The following is a 17385-nucleotide window of genomic DNA, read 5'->3' on the forward strand; positions in this document are numbered from 1 at the left end:
ATGTCAATGTCACTATTAGTCCAGAACCAATATTATCTACAACTTTAGATGCTACCGTATGTAGTGATGATGTAAGTGGTATTGTCTTAGATGTTGAGCCAGGAAGTATAGCCGCTGCGACCTATAATATTATAGCAATTAATGATAATGGCTTAGTAGCCAGTGCAGGAGCACCAGTAGTAGGTAATGGATTTGGAGCCAATGAAATCGCAGATGATGCCTATACCAATATGACTAATGCACCAGTAGTAGTGACGTATACTATAGTACCAGTGAGTGCAGATAATTGTGATGGAAACCCATTTGATGTTAACCTAACAATTGACCCTGCACCAGCACCAAATTTAGGACCTCATGAGATACGGGTTTGTGACGATGACCCAACTCAAATTTTAGTTGAGTTATTTAATTTGACACAATTAGAAGCGGTTATATTTGATGGTAACCTGGATTTATCGGCTGTTTATTTTAGAACATTACAAGATGCAATTGACAGGGTTAATGGAATTCCAGACCCAATGAATTATCCTAATATAGACCCGGTTGAAACAATATATGTAAGGGTCGAAAACTCTTTCGATTGTTTTACTATAGTTGAAATTGAAATTGAAGTATTTGCATTACCAGATGCAAGTGTTGATGTCACCGACTGGCTAGTTTGTGAAAATGATACTGATTTTCTATTCGATTTTGAGCTGAATTCTAAAATACCTGAAATTCTTGGTCCTAGTCAAAGTGAAACTGATTTTGAAGTTACATTTTATTCGACACAAATTGCTGCTGATACTCAAGATCCTACATTTTTATTAGATGGTAATTCTCATCAGAATGTTGGTAATCCACAACCGATTTTTGTGGTCATAAGAAATAGAACGACAGACTGTATAGTTAGTTCACAATCATTTAATATTGAGGTGCAGGATGGAGCTGACGCTAACCCGGTATTTTACGAAGAATGCGATGTTGTTAATGATAATGATGGTTCAACTCAGTTTGATTTAGAATCTCAAATCCCTCTAATATTAGGCCCTGCTCAAAGTCTAGCTGATTTTAATGTTGATTTTTATGCTGATTTTGATGATGCCTTTGATGGTAATACCAATACATTACCTCTATTATATGAGAATATAGAAATACCTACCCAAATTATTTATGCCAGAGTTAGTAATGTACTAAGGCCTGATGAGTGCTTTGACATTGCTGAAATTACTCTACAAGTTAATCTTCTACCGATTGTTAATTTAGAACCTGATTATATTTTATGTCTTAATAGTACTCCAGAGGCTGTGGTTGATATACCTCCAATAATTGATACTGGTTTGTTAGACACGGACTATACCTTTATTTGGAGTTTAGACGGTGATGTCCTTGCGAGTGCCACAGGATCTAGCTTAGACCCTACAAGTACTGGTGAAGGCTTATATTCTGTACTAGTCACCAATAACAATACTGGTTGTAATGATACGTTTAGCACTACGGTTACGGAGAGTGCATTACCTGATAGTTTTGATGTAAGTTGGACAACGGAAACTTTTTCAGGAAATAATATAATTACTGTGAGTACTAGTGGGATTAGTACCTATGAATATAGTCTGGATAATGGTCCATGGCAATTAAATAATGAATTTACTAATGTAACAGGAGGTTTACATACGGTTTTTGTTAGAGATATTAATGGTTGTGGTATGTTTTCAGAAGATATTGTTATTATTGACTATCCTAAATTTTTCACTCCAAATGGTGATGGTACTAATGATACATGGAAGATTAGTGGAATTGAAACACAAGCAGCAGCAGTTATTTATATTTATGATAGATACGGCAAACTTCTAAAGCAATTAAGTCCTACAAGTCAAGGTTGGGATGGCACATACAACGGCAATCCTATGCCAAGTAATGATTATTGGTTTACTTTAGAATATAGAGAGAATCTTACGAATGAAACTAGGACACTTAGTTCCCATTTCTCCTTAAAGCGTTAGTACATACATAAAACCTAAAATAAAAAAGCCTTTGAAGAAATTCGAAGGCTTTTTGCTTTATAAAAGACAAAAAGTTAGTCTTATAATGAAGAAGTTTTTAACCATTACTGGGGTTTTCTAATATATAATTGTTACATAATTAAATGCGTTATAGTTTAAGTAATTTTGTTGTTACGCAATTTTAAGATTATTAATTTTAGAGTCTGAAACTTTCTGAAACATTATGATTAAAAAATACATTATCTGTTTTTTATTTTCAATTCTAACAATGGGGTTGACTGCCCAAATAAATTCTCCAGGTGGAGTAACATGTGATATTGCTGGGCCTATTTGCTCTGATACATCAGGGAGTTTCGTTTTTGAAAACAATAATGATCCTAGTACAAATATTAATAACTCCATTGCTTGTCTACAGGATGGCCCTAGACCTGCTTGGTTTTTTTTAAAAGTTGATCAGACCGGTGATTTAGAGTTTCAGATCATACAAGAAAGTACTGCAGGAGTTGGATTGGATGTAGATTTCGTTTTATGGGGACCATTTTTATCAGAAACAGGTAATTGTAACAATATTGATTTCGTATGCAACCCACAATTTCCCAATAGTCCAGCAAATGGTTGCCCAAATAATACGACAAATCCTGGTGCATATCCCAACGCAAATACGAATATTGTGGACTGTAGCTATTCACCAAATTCTATCGAAAACATGACAATACCAAATGCTGTTTCCGGAGAATTTTATTTACTTCTAGTAACAAATTTTGATGGAGGAAATGGCACTATAGAAATTGTTCAAACAAATTTTGGTAACCCTGGTGGCGGTTCTACGGATTGTGACATAATAAATGCAGATGGTATTTTGGGACCAGATCTTAGTTTCTGCGGACCTGGATCAACAACTTTAGACGCCAACCCTGCTAATGATCCAAGTTTTGTTGATTTCGCTTGGGAGTTTAATGACGGTACGGGTTTTGCTCCAATAGCCGGCACTGATGGAATGTCTTCTATATCAGTATCTAATACAGGTGAATATCAGGTTACAATCACAGATACAAATGGAAACTCAGATGATGATTTAATACTAGTCACAATTTTCGACTTGCCTATCTTAGCTACCACCTTAGATGCAACAATTTGTAGTGATGAAGTCAATAACGTTGTATTGGATGTTGAGTCGGGAAGCGTAGCTGCTGCTGCTTATAACATTACTGCTATTAATACAAATGGACTAGTAGCTAGTGCAGGTGCACCAGTTGTTGGTAACGGATTTACTGCTAACGAAATTGCAGATGATGCATATACAAATACAACAAATACTCCAGTAATAGTTACTTACACAATAGTACCTGTAAGTGCTGATAATTGTGAAGGTAATCCTTTTGATATTAACGTTACAATCAATCCTGAACCTGTTTTGTCTACTACTTTAGATACTACCGTATGTAGTGATGATGCTAGTGGTATTGTATTAGATATTGCGGCAGGAAGTATTATGGCAACAACATATAACATTATAAGTATTGACACTAATGGTTTAGTAATCAGTGCTGGAACACCAACTGTAGGTGTCGGTTTTGGAGCTAATGAAATTGTAGATGATGCATATACCAATACAACAGGCGTACCCGTAGTAGTTACATATATCGTCGTTCCTGCAAGTGCCGATAATTGTGAAGGCAATCCAGTAGATGTTAATTTAACGGTTAACCCAGAACCAGTTTTGTCAACTACTTTGGATATCCCCGTCTGTAGCGAAGTACCTTCAGGACTCTTGCTAGATGTTGAACTAGGTAGTGTGGCAGCTGCCACATATAATATTACAGCCATAAATACTAATGGTTTAGTTGCCAGCGCAGGATTACCTGTTGTGGGCATTGGTTTTGGTGCCAATGAAATAGCAGACGATGCGTATACAAATAATACTAATGCACCAGTTATAGTAACGTATACAATTGTGCCAATTAGTGCTGACAATTGCTTAGGAGAGCCTTTAGATGTTAACTTAACGATTAATCCACTTCCAGTTATAACAAATACAGTTGATTTGCTTCAATGCGATAATGATACTGACGGCTTTTCAGATTTTAATTTAACAGAAGCTGAGATTTTAATATCTACAAATGCCGCTAATGAAACGTTCACTTACTATTTAACACCAGCAGACGCGGCTAATGGTACTAATGCGATTGCAAATCCAACAGCTTATACCAATACTGATCCTTCTTCTAATCCAGATATTATATATGTAAGAGTAGAAAGTGCTGCTTTATGTTTTAGAGTAGCACAATTAAACCTGTTTGTATCTGCTACTCAGATACCAGCAAATATTGAAATACTTTATGAAGTTTGTGATTCAGATGCGGTTGATAACGATATAGCAAATGGAATTGAAAGTTTCGATTTTAGTGATGCCGAAGCTCAAATTAGAACCCAAGCTATGTTGCCAGTAGGACAGAATTTAACGTTTACTTTCTATGAGTCTCAAGCAGATGCTTTAGCCGAAATTAATGCTATTCCAGATATATCAAATCATAGAAATGATGCATCTCCTTTTGAGCAGGAAATATATGTTAGGGTAGATAGTGATGTAGATAATGCGTGTGTAGGTCTTGGTATTCATGTACGGTTAAGAACCATCAACCCTACACCAAACTTAAACCCAGATCCAATTATTCTATGCGATGATGTTACTGTGGGAGATCTGTCTGAAGAGTTTAATTTAACCATAAGAGAAGCTTTTATTTTTAATGGAGATCCAGATGTTACTGCAACTTACCATACTACTTTTGCTGGCGCAAATGCATCTGATAACTCTATTCCAACGCCAGCGGCTTATAATAACACAAATCCATCCGAAACTATCTTTGTTAGAGTCACTAACACGATAACAACATGTTATGCTATAGTTGAATTAGATATCCTTGTGAATCCATTACCAGATGACAATGTTGTAATTGCAGATTTCTTTGAATGTGAGAACAATACGGATTTTGTTGTTGGATTTGATTTAGATTCTAAAACGGATGAAATCCTTAATGGTCAAGATGCAATGCAGTTCGCGGTAACCTACCATGAAACTCAAGCAGATGCTGATAACTTAGTCAATCCATTAACAAGCCCGTATGATAATATAAGCAATCCGCAACCAATTTTTGTTGCAGTAACGAATACAACAACAGGATGCTCTATAAGTACGCTTTCGTTTAATATTGAAGTTAATGAAGATGCTGAAGCGACTAACGATTTTTATGAAGAATGTGATGAGGTAAATGCGAATGACGGGTCTACTCAATTTGATTTGGCATCTAGAATCCCAATTATTTTAAATGGTCAAGATCCAAATGCTTTTAGTATAGCATTTTTTGATGATCTTGATGAAGCTAATAATAATGAGTTATCTGAGCAACTACCTCTACTGTATGAGAATATTACTAATCCTCAGATCATTTATGCTAGAGTAAGCAATGTTATTAGGCCAGATGAGTGTTTTGCAGTAGCAGAGGTTATATTACAAACCAATTTGCTTCCAATTTTCGATTTAGAAGATGAATATATTTTGTGCTTATCAAGTAATAACGAAGCTGTAGTGGATGTACCACCAGTATTAGATACTGGATTGTCAGATTCAGATTATACGTTTGAATGGAGTTTAGATGGTAATGTACTGCCAGCACAAACAGGATCAAGCCTTATTCCTATACAAGGCGGAACCTATGAGGTGGTTGTTACAGATGTGTCCACCTCTGCAGTTACGATGTGTACAGACTCTGATTCTGCAGAAGTCATAGAAAGCGCATTACCAGATACATTTGATGTAGATGTTATATCAGAAGCATTTACGGGTAATAATATAATTCTAGCTACAGCTGGAGGTATAAGTACTTACGAGTATAGTTTAGATAATGGTGCATGGCAACTAGATAATGAGTTTAGCGATGTAGATGGAGGAGATCATGTCGTGGCGGTAAGAGATGTTAATGGTTGTGGTATAGTTACCAGAAATGTAACCGTTATAGACTTCCCTAAATTCTTTACGCCAAATGGTGATGGTACAAATGATACATGGAATATAGAAGGCATAAGCACACAACCATCAGCGATTATATTCATATTTGATAGATATGGTAAACTATTAAAGCAATTAAGTCCAACTAGTCCTGGTTGGGATGGTACCTTTCAAGGAAATAATATGCCATCAACCGATTATTGGTTTAGACTAGAGTATATCGAACCTATTAATAACGAAATGAGAACCTTTACATCTCATTTTGCACTTAAACGATAAGTAATGATGAACAACATTCGTTGAGAATAAAAAAGCCTTTGAAGAAATTCAAAGGCTTTTTACTTATGTACTAAAATGATTAACCGTTCATGGAGATTAAAAATTCTTCATTATTTCTAGTTTGCTTGAAGCGATCTTGAATGAATTCCATAGCTTCAACAGGATTCATATCAGCAAGATATTTACGCATTATCCACATACGCTGTATCGTTGCATCGTCAAGTAACAAGTCATCACGACGTGTACTAGATGACGTTAAATCAATTGCAGGGAAAATACGACGGTTGGCAATTTTACGATCTAACTGTAGCTCCATATTACCAGTACCTTTGAATTCTTCAAAAATTACTTCATCCATTTTTGAGCCTGTTTCTGTTAATGCAGTTGCAATAATTGTAAGAGAACCGCCATTTTCTATGTTACGAGCAGCACCAAAGAAACGCTTAGGTTTGTGTAATGCATTAGCATCAACACCACCAGATAATATTTTACCAGATGCAGGTTGTACCGTATTATAAGCACGAGCTAAACGTGTAATAGAATCTAAAAGAATAACAACATCATGGCCACACTCTACAAGGCGCTTTGCTTTTTCTAGAACAATATTTGCAATTTTTACATGCTCGTGGGCTTCTTTATCAAATGTAGAAGCAATTACTTCACCACGCACATTACGCTGCATGTCAGTTACCTCTTCAGGGCGCTCATCGATAAGCAGTATCATTTGGTAAACTTCAGGATGGTTAGCGGCAATAGCATTAGCCACATCCTTTAGTAACATCGTTTTACCTGTTTTAGGTTGTGATACAATCATACCTCGTTGGCCTTTACCAATAGGAGAGAACAAGTCCATAATTCTAGTAGAAATAGTACTCTGTCTCTCAGCTAGATTAAACTTCTCTTTTGGAAATAAAGGTGTTAAATGTTCAAATGCCACACGGTCTCTAACCACTTGTGGACTTAATCCGTTAATCTTACTGACTTTAATTAAAGGGAAATATTTTTCACCTTCTTTTGGTGGTCGTACATGACCTAAAACGGTATCTCCAGTTTTAAGACCAAATAATCTTATTTGAGATTGAGAAACATAGATATCGTCTGGTGAAGTCAAGTAGTTGTAGTCAGAAGATCTTAAAAACCCATAACCATCCTGCATAATATCTAGAACACCTTCGCTTTCTATGATTGCATCAAATTCAAAATCAGGCTCACGATAACGATTTCTGTTATCCTTATTACCATTATTTTTAGAATTGTTGTTAGTGTTATGTTGATTGTTGTTATTGTTTTTTTGACGATGTTGCTGACGGTTATTATTATTATGTTTTTGATTGTTATCTTTTTTATCGTCAGTTTTTGCCTCCTTATTATCAGAGAAATCCATAGTTTGTTGTTCTTTTGCCTCTTGCTGTGGTTTTTGAACACGTTCTCTACGCTGTCTCTGTCTTTGTGGCTTTTGGTTATTTTTTTCTTCTGTAGCGTTTTCTTCTTTAGCTACAGCTTTTACAGCACCTGGGTTAGAAGCTTGATAATCAAGAATTTGATAAACCAAATCAAGCTTTTTTAACGAGCGATACTTAGGTACTTTTAGTTGTTTAGCAATATCCTGTAATTCAGGTAGTTTCTTTGCTTTTAACTGAGAAATTTCAAACATTAGTATGTGTGTATAGTAATAATTATGATAATGATTAATTAAAATTTTCTATTAAAATCCGATAAAAGAAAATGAGAAATTAAATCTGAAGAAATCTTAATCCGTAATTGTTTAATTGGATTAGTACTGCAAGTATACAATATTTATTTAAATTTTTCATACCAATTAAAAATAAACTACTAATTTTGTGCTTCAATTTTATTAAAAGTAATGATTCAACGTATACAAACCCTGTATTTAATAGTCGCAGTTATAGTTTCTGCAGGCTTAATTTTTGTATTCGATCTGTTTACAAATAATAATCAGGAAGTTGTATTTGCAAGAGATAATTACCTGTATTTAGGTTTGTTTTTAGGCTCAGCGTTGTTATCTTTGATTTCGATATTTAGTTTTAAAAATAGAAAATCCCAGTTTATAATGGGACGACTTAATATAATATTAAACTTTATTTTACTAGGAGTGTTCGTGTATCAATCTCTAAATTTATCTGGAGAAACTGATGTTTCTGAGAAAGGTATTGGGATGATTCTTCCTATTTTTTCTATCGTGTTTTTAGCCTTAGCAAATAAGGCAATTAAAAAGGACGAAGATCTTGTAAAATCTGTAGATAGATTACGATAAACACCTAAAATCTTAGTAGTATTAGTGCGAAAAGCCCAAGATGAATAATCTTGGGCTTTTTATTTCAACGTCTATTAAATTCAATGACTTCTAAATTGTCGATCTTACCTTGTTCTATGGTAAAACGTAACATGGTTCTTATTTTATGAAAACCATGCTTGCCAACTGCACCAGGATTCATGTGAAGCAAACCAAGTGCTTTATCTGGCATAACCTTTAAAATATGCGAATGCCCACATATAAATAACTTTGGAGGATTAGCAGTAATTTCTGCTCTTACTCTCGAGTTGTATTTTGGAGGATATCCACCAATATGAGTCATCCATACATCTAATCCTTCACAAGTAAATCGGTTTTGTTCTGGAAATTCTGCCCGAGCTTTTGCGTCATCAATATTGCCATAAACAGCTCGTAATGGTTTCAACGCTTTTATCGCATCCGTCACTTCAAGATTTCCTATATCACCAGCATGCCAAACTTCATCCGATGATTTTACATATTTTAAAATATCGTCATCTATATAACTATGTGTATCCGAAAGCAGAAGTATTTTTTTAGTCACGAAATATTTTGAAATAATGTTTTGTTAATATGGCGTTAGTCTTAGCAGGAATAGAATTATCTTTGATGATTCTAATTGCAAAAGTAACAGTTTTTGAGGTACTTTATTGAGTTATCTTATAATGGAAAGGCTTACCATGGATGGCAGATTCAGCCTAATGCGGTGACTGTGCAACAAACTATAGAAGATGCACTTTCAAAACTATTAGGTCAGCCATTAAATATTGTTGGTGCTGGAAGAACTGATACTGGTGTACACGCGTCACAAATGTACGCACATTTTGATTTTGATGAAGCATTAGATGAAAAGCAACTTCAGTTCAAGCTAAATTCATTTTTACCAAAAGATATTGCAATACATTCGATCCAGCAGGTAAATGATGAAGCACATGCTCGATTTTCAGCAATAAAGAGAACCTACGATTATAAAATAGCATTGACAAAAAATGTGTTTTTATATGACTATGCTTATCATGTTCATCAGCGATTGGATGTTGATAAAATGAATGAAGCTGCTGCTATTTTGTTAGAATACCAAGATTTCCAGTGCTTCTCTAAGAGTAATACAGATGTTAAGACTTACATCTGTAACATTGAATATGCTAAATGGAATCTAAAAGATAATCTTCTTGTGTTTACAATTAGCGCTGACCGTTTTTTACGCAACATGGTAAGAGCTATCGTTGGGACATTAGTTACAATAGGTTTAGGGAAGTTAGAGGCAAAAGAAATGCATAGAATTATTGCATCAAAAGATAGAGGAGAAGCAGGTTTTTCGGTACCTGCAAAAGGGTTATATTTGACTGAGGTTCATTATCCAAATACTATTAAGGTTTAATATATGGCTGAACAGCAAAAGAAAATATTTGATTTAAGTTTATTTAAACGCTTACTAAAGTATGTAAAGCCATACAAGCTAATATTTGGCTTATCATTGATATGCGTTATTGGTTTAGCAGTTTTTGGTGCATTTAGACCATATGTGCTAAAAGAGGCTATTGATGTAAATATTAAAACCCAGGTCTATGATGGTTTCCTGTTTTTCATCATTTTAATGATAGGGCTATTGGTGCTTGAGGTGATTTGCCAGTTATTCTTTATTTATTATGCGAGTTGGTTGGGACAATCTGTAGTTAAAGATATACGTGTTAAACTGTTCAATCGTATTCTTAAGTTTAAAATGTCTTATTACGATAAGTCGTCTGTAGGTGTTTTAATAACGCGTTCTGTTACGGATATGGAACGTATCGCAGATATTTTTGGCCAAGGGTTGTTTATGATATTTAGCGATATATTAAAAATGGCTGTAGTTGCAGGCGTCATGCTTTTTATCAATGCTAAATTGAGCCTTATTGTTTTTGTAACCTTACCAATCATTGTATTCGCAACTAAGATATTTCAGAAGTATATGAAACGTGCTTTTGAAGATGTACGTAATGAGGTTTCTAATTTAAATTCCTTTGTACAAGAGCGTGTTACAGGTATGAAAATATTACAGCTCTTCACACGTGAAGACACTGAGTACAAGAACTTTACTAAGATAAATGAACGCCATAAAAAAGGCTGGTTGCGGACGGTCTGGTATAATTCTATATTTTTTCCTATTGCAGAATTTTTGTCATCGTTAACAATGGCAGCAATACTAATAATTGGAGGTTTTGATATCATTGGAGCAAATTCTACAGCCACTTTGGGAGAATTGATTTCTTTTACGATGTTTATTCCTATGTTGTTTAGACCTTTAAATCAGATAGCTAATAAGTTTAATACGCTTCAAATGGGTATGGTTGCTGCTGATAGAGTGTTTAAAATATTAGATACCGATTCTAAAATAAATGATGAAGGCAAAGTCGTCGCTCAGGGCTTTAAAGGTGATATAGAATTGAAGAGCGTACGTTTTTCATACATCGAAAATGAAGAGGTTTTAAAGGGTGTATCAGTAGATATCAATGCAGGCGAAACAGTTGCTATTGTAGGAGCAACAGGAGCAGGTAAGTCTACTATAATCAATTTGCTTAACCGATTTTATGATATTGATTCAGGAGCCATCGAAATTGATGGTACTAATATTAATCAATTTACACTTAATTCGCTTCGTCAGCATATTGCGGTGGTTTTACAAGATGTATTCTTATTTGCAGATACCATCTTGAATAACATAACATTAAACAATCCTGACATCTCTGAGGAAGATGTTATCAAGGCTGCAAAAGCTATTGGTATTCATGATTTTATATCAAGTTTACCAAATGGATACCACTATAACGTAAAAGAGCGTGGCGTAATGTTGTCTTCTGGTCAACGTCAGCTTATTTCTTTTTTAAGAGCTTATATGACTAATCCAAGCATTTTGGTCTTAGATGAGGCAACGTCTTCTGTAGATTCTTACTCTGAACAGTTAATACAAGATGCTACAGACAAAATTACTCAAGGCAGAACATCAATAATAATTGCACATCGTTTGGCAACTATTCAACAAGCTGATAAAATTATTGTTATGGATGCCGGACAAATCGTAGAGATGGGTACGCACAACTCATTACTTGAAAATGAAAACGGTTACTACCGCAACCTTTACGAAGTTCAGTTCTTAAATGCCGAAGCCGTTTAGTTTTATTTTGGTGGCGGCATAAAATCTTGCAGATTCAATTCACCGGTAAGTAAACCTAATATTACAAGCCCTATCGAGAATGCAAAAAATAAGAACGCAAAACAGAAAAAGAAGATTAGCAAATGCGCAAAAAACTCAATACCCCTTATGCCACTTATTTTGTAAAGTAACCAAGTTAAATAAATGGCTAGTACTAATAAGGTAATAAACGAATAATTCATGTAGGCATTAGGCATAATTATCATGACCAAGATAGATGGTAAAAAAGTAACTAAGCTAAACTCAGCCATAGTATAAGTAAATGCCACTGTGCGTTCAGCAAAGTTGTATTCCTTTTGTCTTAACATAAACCAACTCGCTATAACTAGCATTGGGATATACGATAAGAAAAAGAATGACGCATACTCTGAAGACGCATTTGCGATATTACTTTTAGCAGTTTCATCCATACCTTGATTAAAAACGTCAACATCTACTTCGAGGTTTATTTTTTTCATTACAAAAAATACAACTCCAGAAAGTGTTAATGCTATTCCTAAGTAACTTATAGGGTTTACATACCGTTTTCTTACGCCACTTATATAACTGCCAATAACAGCTTCAGGTTTTGCAATAAGGTCTGTAAATGTTCTAAGCAGTTTATTGTCATAGTTAAAAAACGTCTCACTAATATGTTCAAAAATATTTTTGAATGTTAAACGATTGCGTATGACTCTTGCTCCACATTTTTTACAGTAATCATCATGTTCATGCAATTCGGTATTACAATTTTTACAATTCATGTTTTAAATAATTAACTCGAAACTCCAATTATATAACCAACTAAGACAGCACCAATACCAATAGCTATTCCTATAATAACAAAGCACACCATTACTAGCATAAAATAGGCTATGGCATTCCATATATCTAATTTAAAAATTCGCTTGAGTGTATAAAAAAGAAAAACAAAAGTAAGTAACGAAACTATCCCAGAAACCACTAAATAGTTTAGGCCAAACAACAGAAAAAATATGCTTAATAAAGACGTTATGATTATAACCTGGCCGTAATAATAGATATTGATTACAAGATGTTCAGTAAAATTAAAATGTCGATTAGGTCTTATTATAAAATTTGTAAGCCAAGTAGATATAGCATAAAATGGAGTGGTTATTATATAAATAATACTCTGGTATTTATTTACATCATTAAAGCTCTCAAAATTTAACGGGTTTTGTTTAGCATTTGCATTCTCCGGTAAAGTGTTGGCATCTATAGATTTTAAAAATTCGAAAGTAGAGTCTAACTCATCTTTAAAAAAACTCTCCATTAAAAATACCTGAATACCAGCAAGGGTTAAGGCAAGCGCAAAATACTGAATAACATTGCTGTACTTCTTTCGGGTGCCATCTATAAATCCATTGATGACTACTTCAGGTTTGGTAAATAAATGAATAAATGTCTTTAAGACTTTATTGTCTACAGAAAAAAATTCAACATTGAGTTGGCGAAAAAGTGATTTAAACGTTAACCTATTTTTAATAACTCTAGCACCACATGCAAAACAATACCGTTGGGATTTAGAAAGAGGTATGTCACAGTTTTTGCAGTTCATTACACAAGGTCTTTCTTAATCTTATCTATGAGTTCTTCTTTGGTTTTGTACATTATAAACTCAGCATTTTTTACATAAGATAATGTGCCTGTTTCCTCACTTACAACTAGCGCAAGTGCATCTGTTTTTTCTGTTATACCCAATGCAGCACGATGGCGTAAACCAAAGCGTTTTGGTATGGTAACCTCATTATTTACTGGCAAAATTACTCGTGTAGCTTTAACTACATTATTGTCAATAATAATTGCACCATCATGTAATGGGCTATTCTTAAAGAAGATACTTTCAATTATGGGTTGCGAAACAGTTATGTTCATTTCATCACCTGTATTTGTGAGGAAATCTAAGTTGTTATTTCGTTCTATGACGATTAAGGCTCCTGTATTGGTTGTACCCATTTTAATACACGCATTGACAATAACTTCAACATCATTCGTGGTTTCGGTATCGCTATTTAAGAACTTAAAGTTTTTAAATATGCGGCGTTTACCGGACAAATTAGTAGAACCTACCATGAGCAGAAACTTGCGTATTTCGGGCTGAAAAACCACAATCAAAGCAATAATACCTACTTTCATAAAACCATCTACAATGCGGTAGAGTAGATGCATGTTGAGATAATCCGTCACTACCCAAACCAAGTAAATGATTAAGATTCCGATAAAAATATTTATCGCAACAGTACCTTTTACAAGCTTATAGATATAATAAAGAAGGATGGCAACTAAAAAAACATCGACAAAATCGATTAGTCTAAAATCCCAAAGTTTTAAGTCGCTCAAAGGTTAGTGGTTTTTGCTAATTTAAAAAATTAACTCGAAAAGTGAGAGTTATTATAGATGAGATAAAAATCAATCTATTTTTAATTGATTAAAAAGCCTAACACATTCCATAGCTTCTTTGACATCATGAACCCTTAAAATTGATGCGCCATTTTCTAAGGCAATCATATTAAGAGCTGTTGTTCCATTGAGTGCATGTTCAGCAGAAGTCTCTAGTGATTTATAAATCATCGATTTTCTGGATACACCAGCTAAAATAGGTTTGTCAGCGATTTTAAGTAGCTCAAGATGATTTAATAACTTAAAGTTTTGTTCCAGCGTTTTAGCAAAGCCAAATCCTGGGTCAATAATGATATCATTTATTTCTAACTGATGTGCTTTTGCAACTCGCTCACCAAAATAGCTTATAATGTCTTTCAATAAATCATCATAACTGGTTTGTTGCTGCATTGTTTTTGGATTACCTCTCATATGCATCATAATGTATGGTACACGAAGTTTTCCGATTACTGAAAGCATTTTTTCATCTAATTTTCCAGCAGAGATATCATTAATCAATGCAGCTCCAATGGCTACAGTTTCTTCAGCAACTTTACTACGGAAAGTATCAATTGAGATCCAAGTATCCGGAAATTCTTTAAGTATGAGTTCTACAATGGGAACAACACGGTTTAACTCCTCATCTTCAGAAACAAAATCCGCACCAGGGCGCGAACTATAGCCACCAACATCGATAAAAGTGGCACCATTGTTAAGCATTAATTCTACCTGATTCAATACAATTGAAGCATCTTTGTACTTGCCACCATCGTAAAATGAATCGGGAGTTACATTTAATATACCCATCACTTTCGGAGTGGATAATTCAACCAATTTACCCTTGCAGTTTATAGTCATGTTTTGCTATAAAAAATTCTTGTAAAAACTTTAATCGTTAAACTTTGAACTTCTAATTTATTTGTCCGAAATTTACGCATAAATAAATTCAATTTAATGCAAAATACGTCAAAACAATACGATGCCGTTATTGAAAAATGCAGAGCGCTTTTTGTGAATAAGATGAGTGATTATGGTAGCGCATGGCGTATACTTCGTTTGCCATCATTAACAGATCAAATTTTTATAAAAGCACAACGTATAAGAAGTCTTCAACAGAACGAAGTAAGAAAGGTTGATGAAGGCGAAGTAAGTGAGTTTATTGGTATAATTAATTACTGTGTAATGGCGCTCATTCAGTTAGAAAAAGGCGTTGTTGAACAACCCGATATGGATACTGATGAAGCTACGCAGCATTATGACGAAAAAGTAGCTGAGACACGGCAATTAATGCTAGATAAGAATCATGATTATGGTGAAGCATGGCGAGATATGCGCGTAAGCTCATTAACAGATTTAATACTTCAAAAGCTGTTACGAGTTAAGCAAATAGAAGATAATGCGGGCAAAACTATAGTTAGTGAAGGTATTGATGCCAATTATCAAGACATGATAAATTATGCAGTTTTTGCAATGATTCATTTAGGAGAAGGAAATTAATTGTATTGGTCACTGAGGCTCTCGAAGTGACCTTTAATCATATTTTGTGGCTTCGAGAGCCTCAGCCACCATAAGATTTATGAAATATATAGTTCAAATAAGTCGTGTTTTTGTTGGAGTATTATTTATAATATCAGGATTCATAAAACTGAATGACCCTTTAGGGTTTTCTTATAAGCTTCAAGAATATTTTAGTACAGATGTGCTTAATATTCCTTTTTTAGAACCTTATGCTTTAGCGATTTCTGTTTTTGTAGTGGTCTTAGAAGTTGTTCTGGGCGTCTTTTTGCTTATTGGTTATAGGAGAAAATTAACCATTTGGTTACTACTGGGAATGATAGTGTTCTTTACATTTTTGACCTTTTATTCTGCATATTTCGATAAAGTTAAAGATTGTGGTTGTTTTGGAGATGCGCTTAAGCTTACACCGTGGGAAAGTTTTACTAAAGATGTCATTTTACTAGTTCTGATTTTAATTCTAGTATTAGGTATAAAGCATATTAAACCCATTTTTAAGAAATTACCAAACGCTATAGTTGCCTTATTGAGTTTTATAATATCATTATGGTTTGGATATCATGTACTAATGCATTTGCCAGCTATCGATTTTAGAGCTTATAAGATAGGAAACAACTTATCTGATGAAATGGCTGTACCAGAAGATGCGGCTAAACCTGTAATTGAATATACCTGGACGTTTAATGTTAATGGTGAAGAAAAAGAATATGTCACAAATGGTAGTTACCCAACAGTTGATGGAGAATATGTTGGTGTTGAGACAAAAACAATTGACGAAGGTTATATTCCATCTATTCAAGATTTCTCTATCGAGTCTGATGACGAAGATTTAACCACTCACTTTCTAGGAATAGATAACCTAGTAATTGTAGCGATGTATAACATTTACAATTCTGAACAAGATGGTCTACAAAAACTTAAGGCGTTCACTGATGATGCTATAAGAAAAGGATATACGGTCATTGGCTTGTCTGCATCTGGAGACGATGCAAAGCAACAACTTAAAGCAGATTACGACCTAAATTTTGACACCTATTTGTGCGATGAAAAAGTGGTAAAAACTATTGTTCGTGCTAATCCTGGAATTGTAGTTCTAAATAAAGGAACAGTCTTGAACAAAGCACATTGGAATGATATTGAGGATGTTGAACTGCAAGAGCTGCCAAATGCATTACCTAATCTTAAATTCAACCTTAAGCGTCAACTTGATAGTGTTTTGGTAGAGGATCAACGCTACAGAAGTAATATGTCTATGGAAACATGGAAAATGCAAATGGAAATCGATAGTTCAAACCTTAAGTTCATTAAAGCTATTATTGATAAAAATGGTTATCCAGGAAAATCTCTAGTTGGCGAACCTACAAATACTTCAGCTTGGTATGTTATTCAGCATTCTAATAGTATCGAAGAGTATCTTCCAGTAATTAAGGAAGCCGCAGCTAATGGAGAATTGCCTAAGCGACTAGCAGCTATGATGGAGGACCGTTATTTAATGGAGCGAGGTGAAGCTCAAATTTATGGAACACAAGGAAGCTCTTATGGACTAAATTCTGATAATCCTATTAGCTTTATGTGGCCAATAAAAGATCTTGAAAATGTAAATAAACTTAGAAAAGAGGCTGGGTTTTTAGATACTGTCGAAGAAAATGCGAAACGAATTTTTGGAGATGATTTTGAATTTAGAAACTACACAATCGAAGAGGTAAATAAAATTATCGCTTCCTATAAATAATGAACA

General features: G+C 34.3%; 13 protein-coding genes. 7 read left to right on the plus strand and 6 right to left on the minus strand.

Annotated elements, in window-relative coordinates:
- Positions 1–1982: T9SS type B sorting domain-containing protein (locus ED556_RS04495; RefSeq protein WP_296319845.1), on the plus strand; the 1982-nt coding region annotated here is incomplete at its 5' end.
- A 268-nt stretch (positions 1983–2250) separates the two neighbouring features.
- The gene (locus ED556_RS04500) at positions 2251–6267 is read left to right on the plus strand and encodes a T9SS type B sorting domain-containing protein (RefSeq protein WP_296319849.1); all 4017 of its coding nucleotides are present in this window, start codon (positions 2251–2253) and stop codon (positions 6265–6267) included.
- Between the two features lie 79 nt (positions 6268–6346).
- Here ED556_RS04500 and rho read toward each other — a convergent pair whose 3' ends face one another.
- The gene (gene rho / locus ED556_RS04505; protein WP_296319852.1) at positions 6347–7921 is read right to left on the minus strand and encodes a transcription termination factor Rho; all 1575 of its coding nucleotides are present in this window, start codon (positions 7919–7921) and stop codon (positions 6347–6349) included.
- Positions 7922–8131: 210 nt separating this feature from the next.
- Here rho and ED556_RS04510 point away from each other — a divergent pair, with 210 nt between their 5' ends.
- Positions 8132–8542 (plus strand): DUF4293 domain-containing protein, encoded by a 411-nt coding sequence (locus ED556_RS04510; RefSeq protein WP_296319855.1) that lies wholly within the window; start codon positions 8132–8134, stop codon positions 8540–8542.
- Between the two features lie 64 nt (positions 8543–8606).
- Here ED556_RS04510 and ED556_RS04515 read toward each other — a convergent pair whose 3' ends face one another.
- Positions 8607–9104, minus strand: a complete 498-nt coding sequence (locus ED556_RS04515) for a metallophosphoesterase family protein (RefSeq protein ID WP_296319858.1) — start codon at positions 9102–9104, stop codon at positions 8607–8609.
- Positions 9105–9197: 93 nt separating this feature from the next.
- Between ED556_RS04515 and truA the strand changes: the two genes are divergently transcribed.
- Both truA and ED556_RS04525 read left to right on the plus strand, forming a co-directional pair.
- A complete protein-coding gene (gene truA / locus ED556_RS04520) occupies positions 9198–9941 on the plus strand; it encodes a tRNA pseudouridine(38-40) synthase TruA (protein WP_296319861.1) in 744 nt (247 codons plus the stop codon).
- Positions 9942–9944: 3 nt separating this feature from the next.
- Complete coding sequence (locus ED556_RS04525) at positions 9945–11714, plus strand: ABC transporter ATP-binding protein (protein ID WP_296319864.1); 1770 nt, start codon at positions 9945–9947, stop codon at positions 11712–11714.
- A 2-nt stretch (positions 11715–11716) separates the two neighbouring features.
- Here ED556_RS04525 and ED556_RS04530 read toward each other — a convergent pair whose 3' ends face one another.
- From ED556_RS04530 to folP, 4 genes are all read right to left on the minus strand, one after another.
- Positions 11717–12496, minus strand: coding sequence for a DUF3667 domain-containing protein (locus tag ED556_RS04530; RefSeq protein ID WP_296319866.1), 780 nt, complete (start codon positions 12494–12496; stop codon positions 11717–11719).
- Between the two features lie 11 nt (positions 12497–12507).
- Positions 12508–13311 carry a DUF3667 domain-containing protein gene (locus ED556_RS04535; RefSeq protein WP_296319869.1) on the minus strand — a complete coding sequence of 268 codons (804 nt, stop codon included), beginning with the start codon at positions 13309–13311 and terminating at the stop codon, positions 12508–12510.
- Positions 13311–14093, minus strand: coding sequence for a diadenylate cyclase CdaA (cdaA, locus tag ED556_RS04540; RefSeq protein WP_296319871.1), 783 nt, complete (start codon positions 14091–14093; stop codon positions 13311–13313). Before cdaA ends, ED556_RS04535 begins: the two co-directional genes overlap by 1 nt.
- Positions 14094–14162: 69 nt before the next feature.
- Positions 14163–14990 (minus strand): dihydropteroate synthase, encoded by an 828-nt coding sequence (gene folP, locus ED556_RS04545; protein ID WP_296319874.1) that lies wholly within the window; start codon positions 14988–14990, stop codon positions 14163–14165.
- A gap of 96 nt (positions 14991–15086) precedes the next feature.
- On the opposite strand from folP, the gene ED556_RS04550 reads away from it, so the two are divergent.
- Complete coding sequence (locus ED556_RS04550; RefSeq protein ID WP_296319876.1) at positions 15087–15629, plus strand: DUF1599 domain-containing protein; 543 nt, start codon at positions 15087–15089, stop codon at positions 15627–15629.
- Between the two features lie 79 nt (positions 15630–15708).
- Positions 15709–17379, plus strand: coding sequence for a BT_3928 family protein (locus ED556_RS04555; RefSeq protein ID WP_296319879.1), 1671 nt, complete (start codon positions 15709–15711; stop codon positions 17377–17379).
- Positions 17380–17385: the final 6 nt, after the last annotated feature.

Origin of the sequence: Winogradskyella sp. (assembly GCF_003712105.1) — a bacterium.
Taxonomy (GTDB): Bacteria; Bacteroidota; Bacteroidia; order Flavobacteriales; family Flavobacteriaceae; genus Winogradskyella.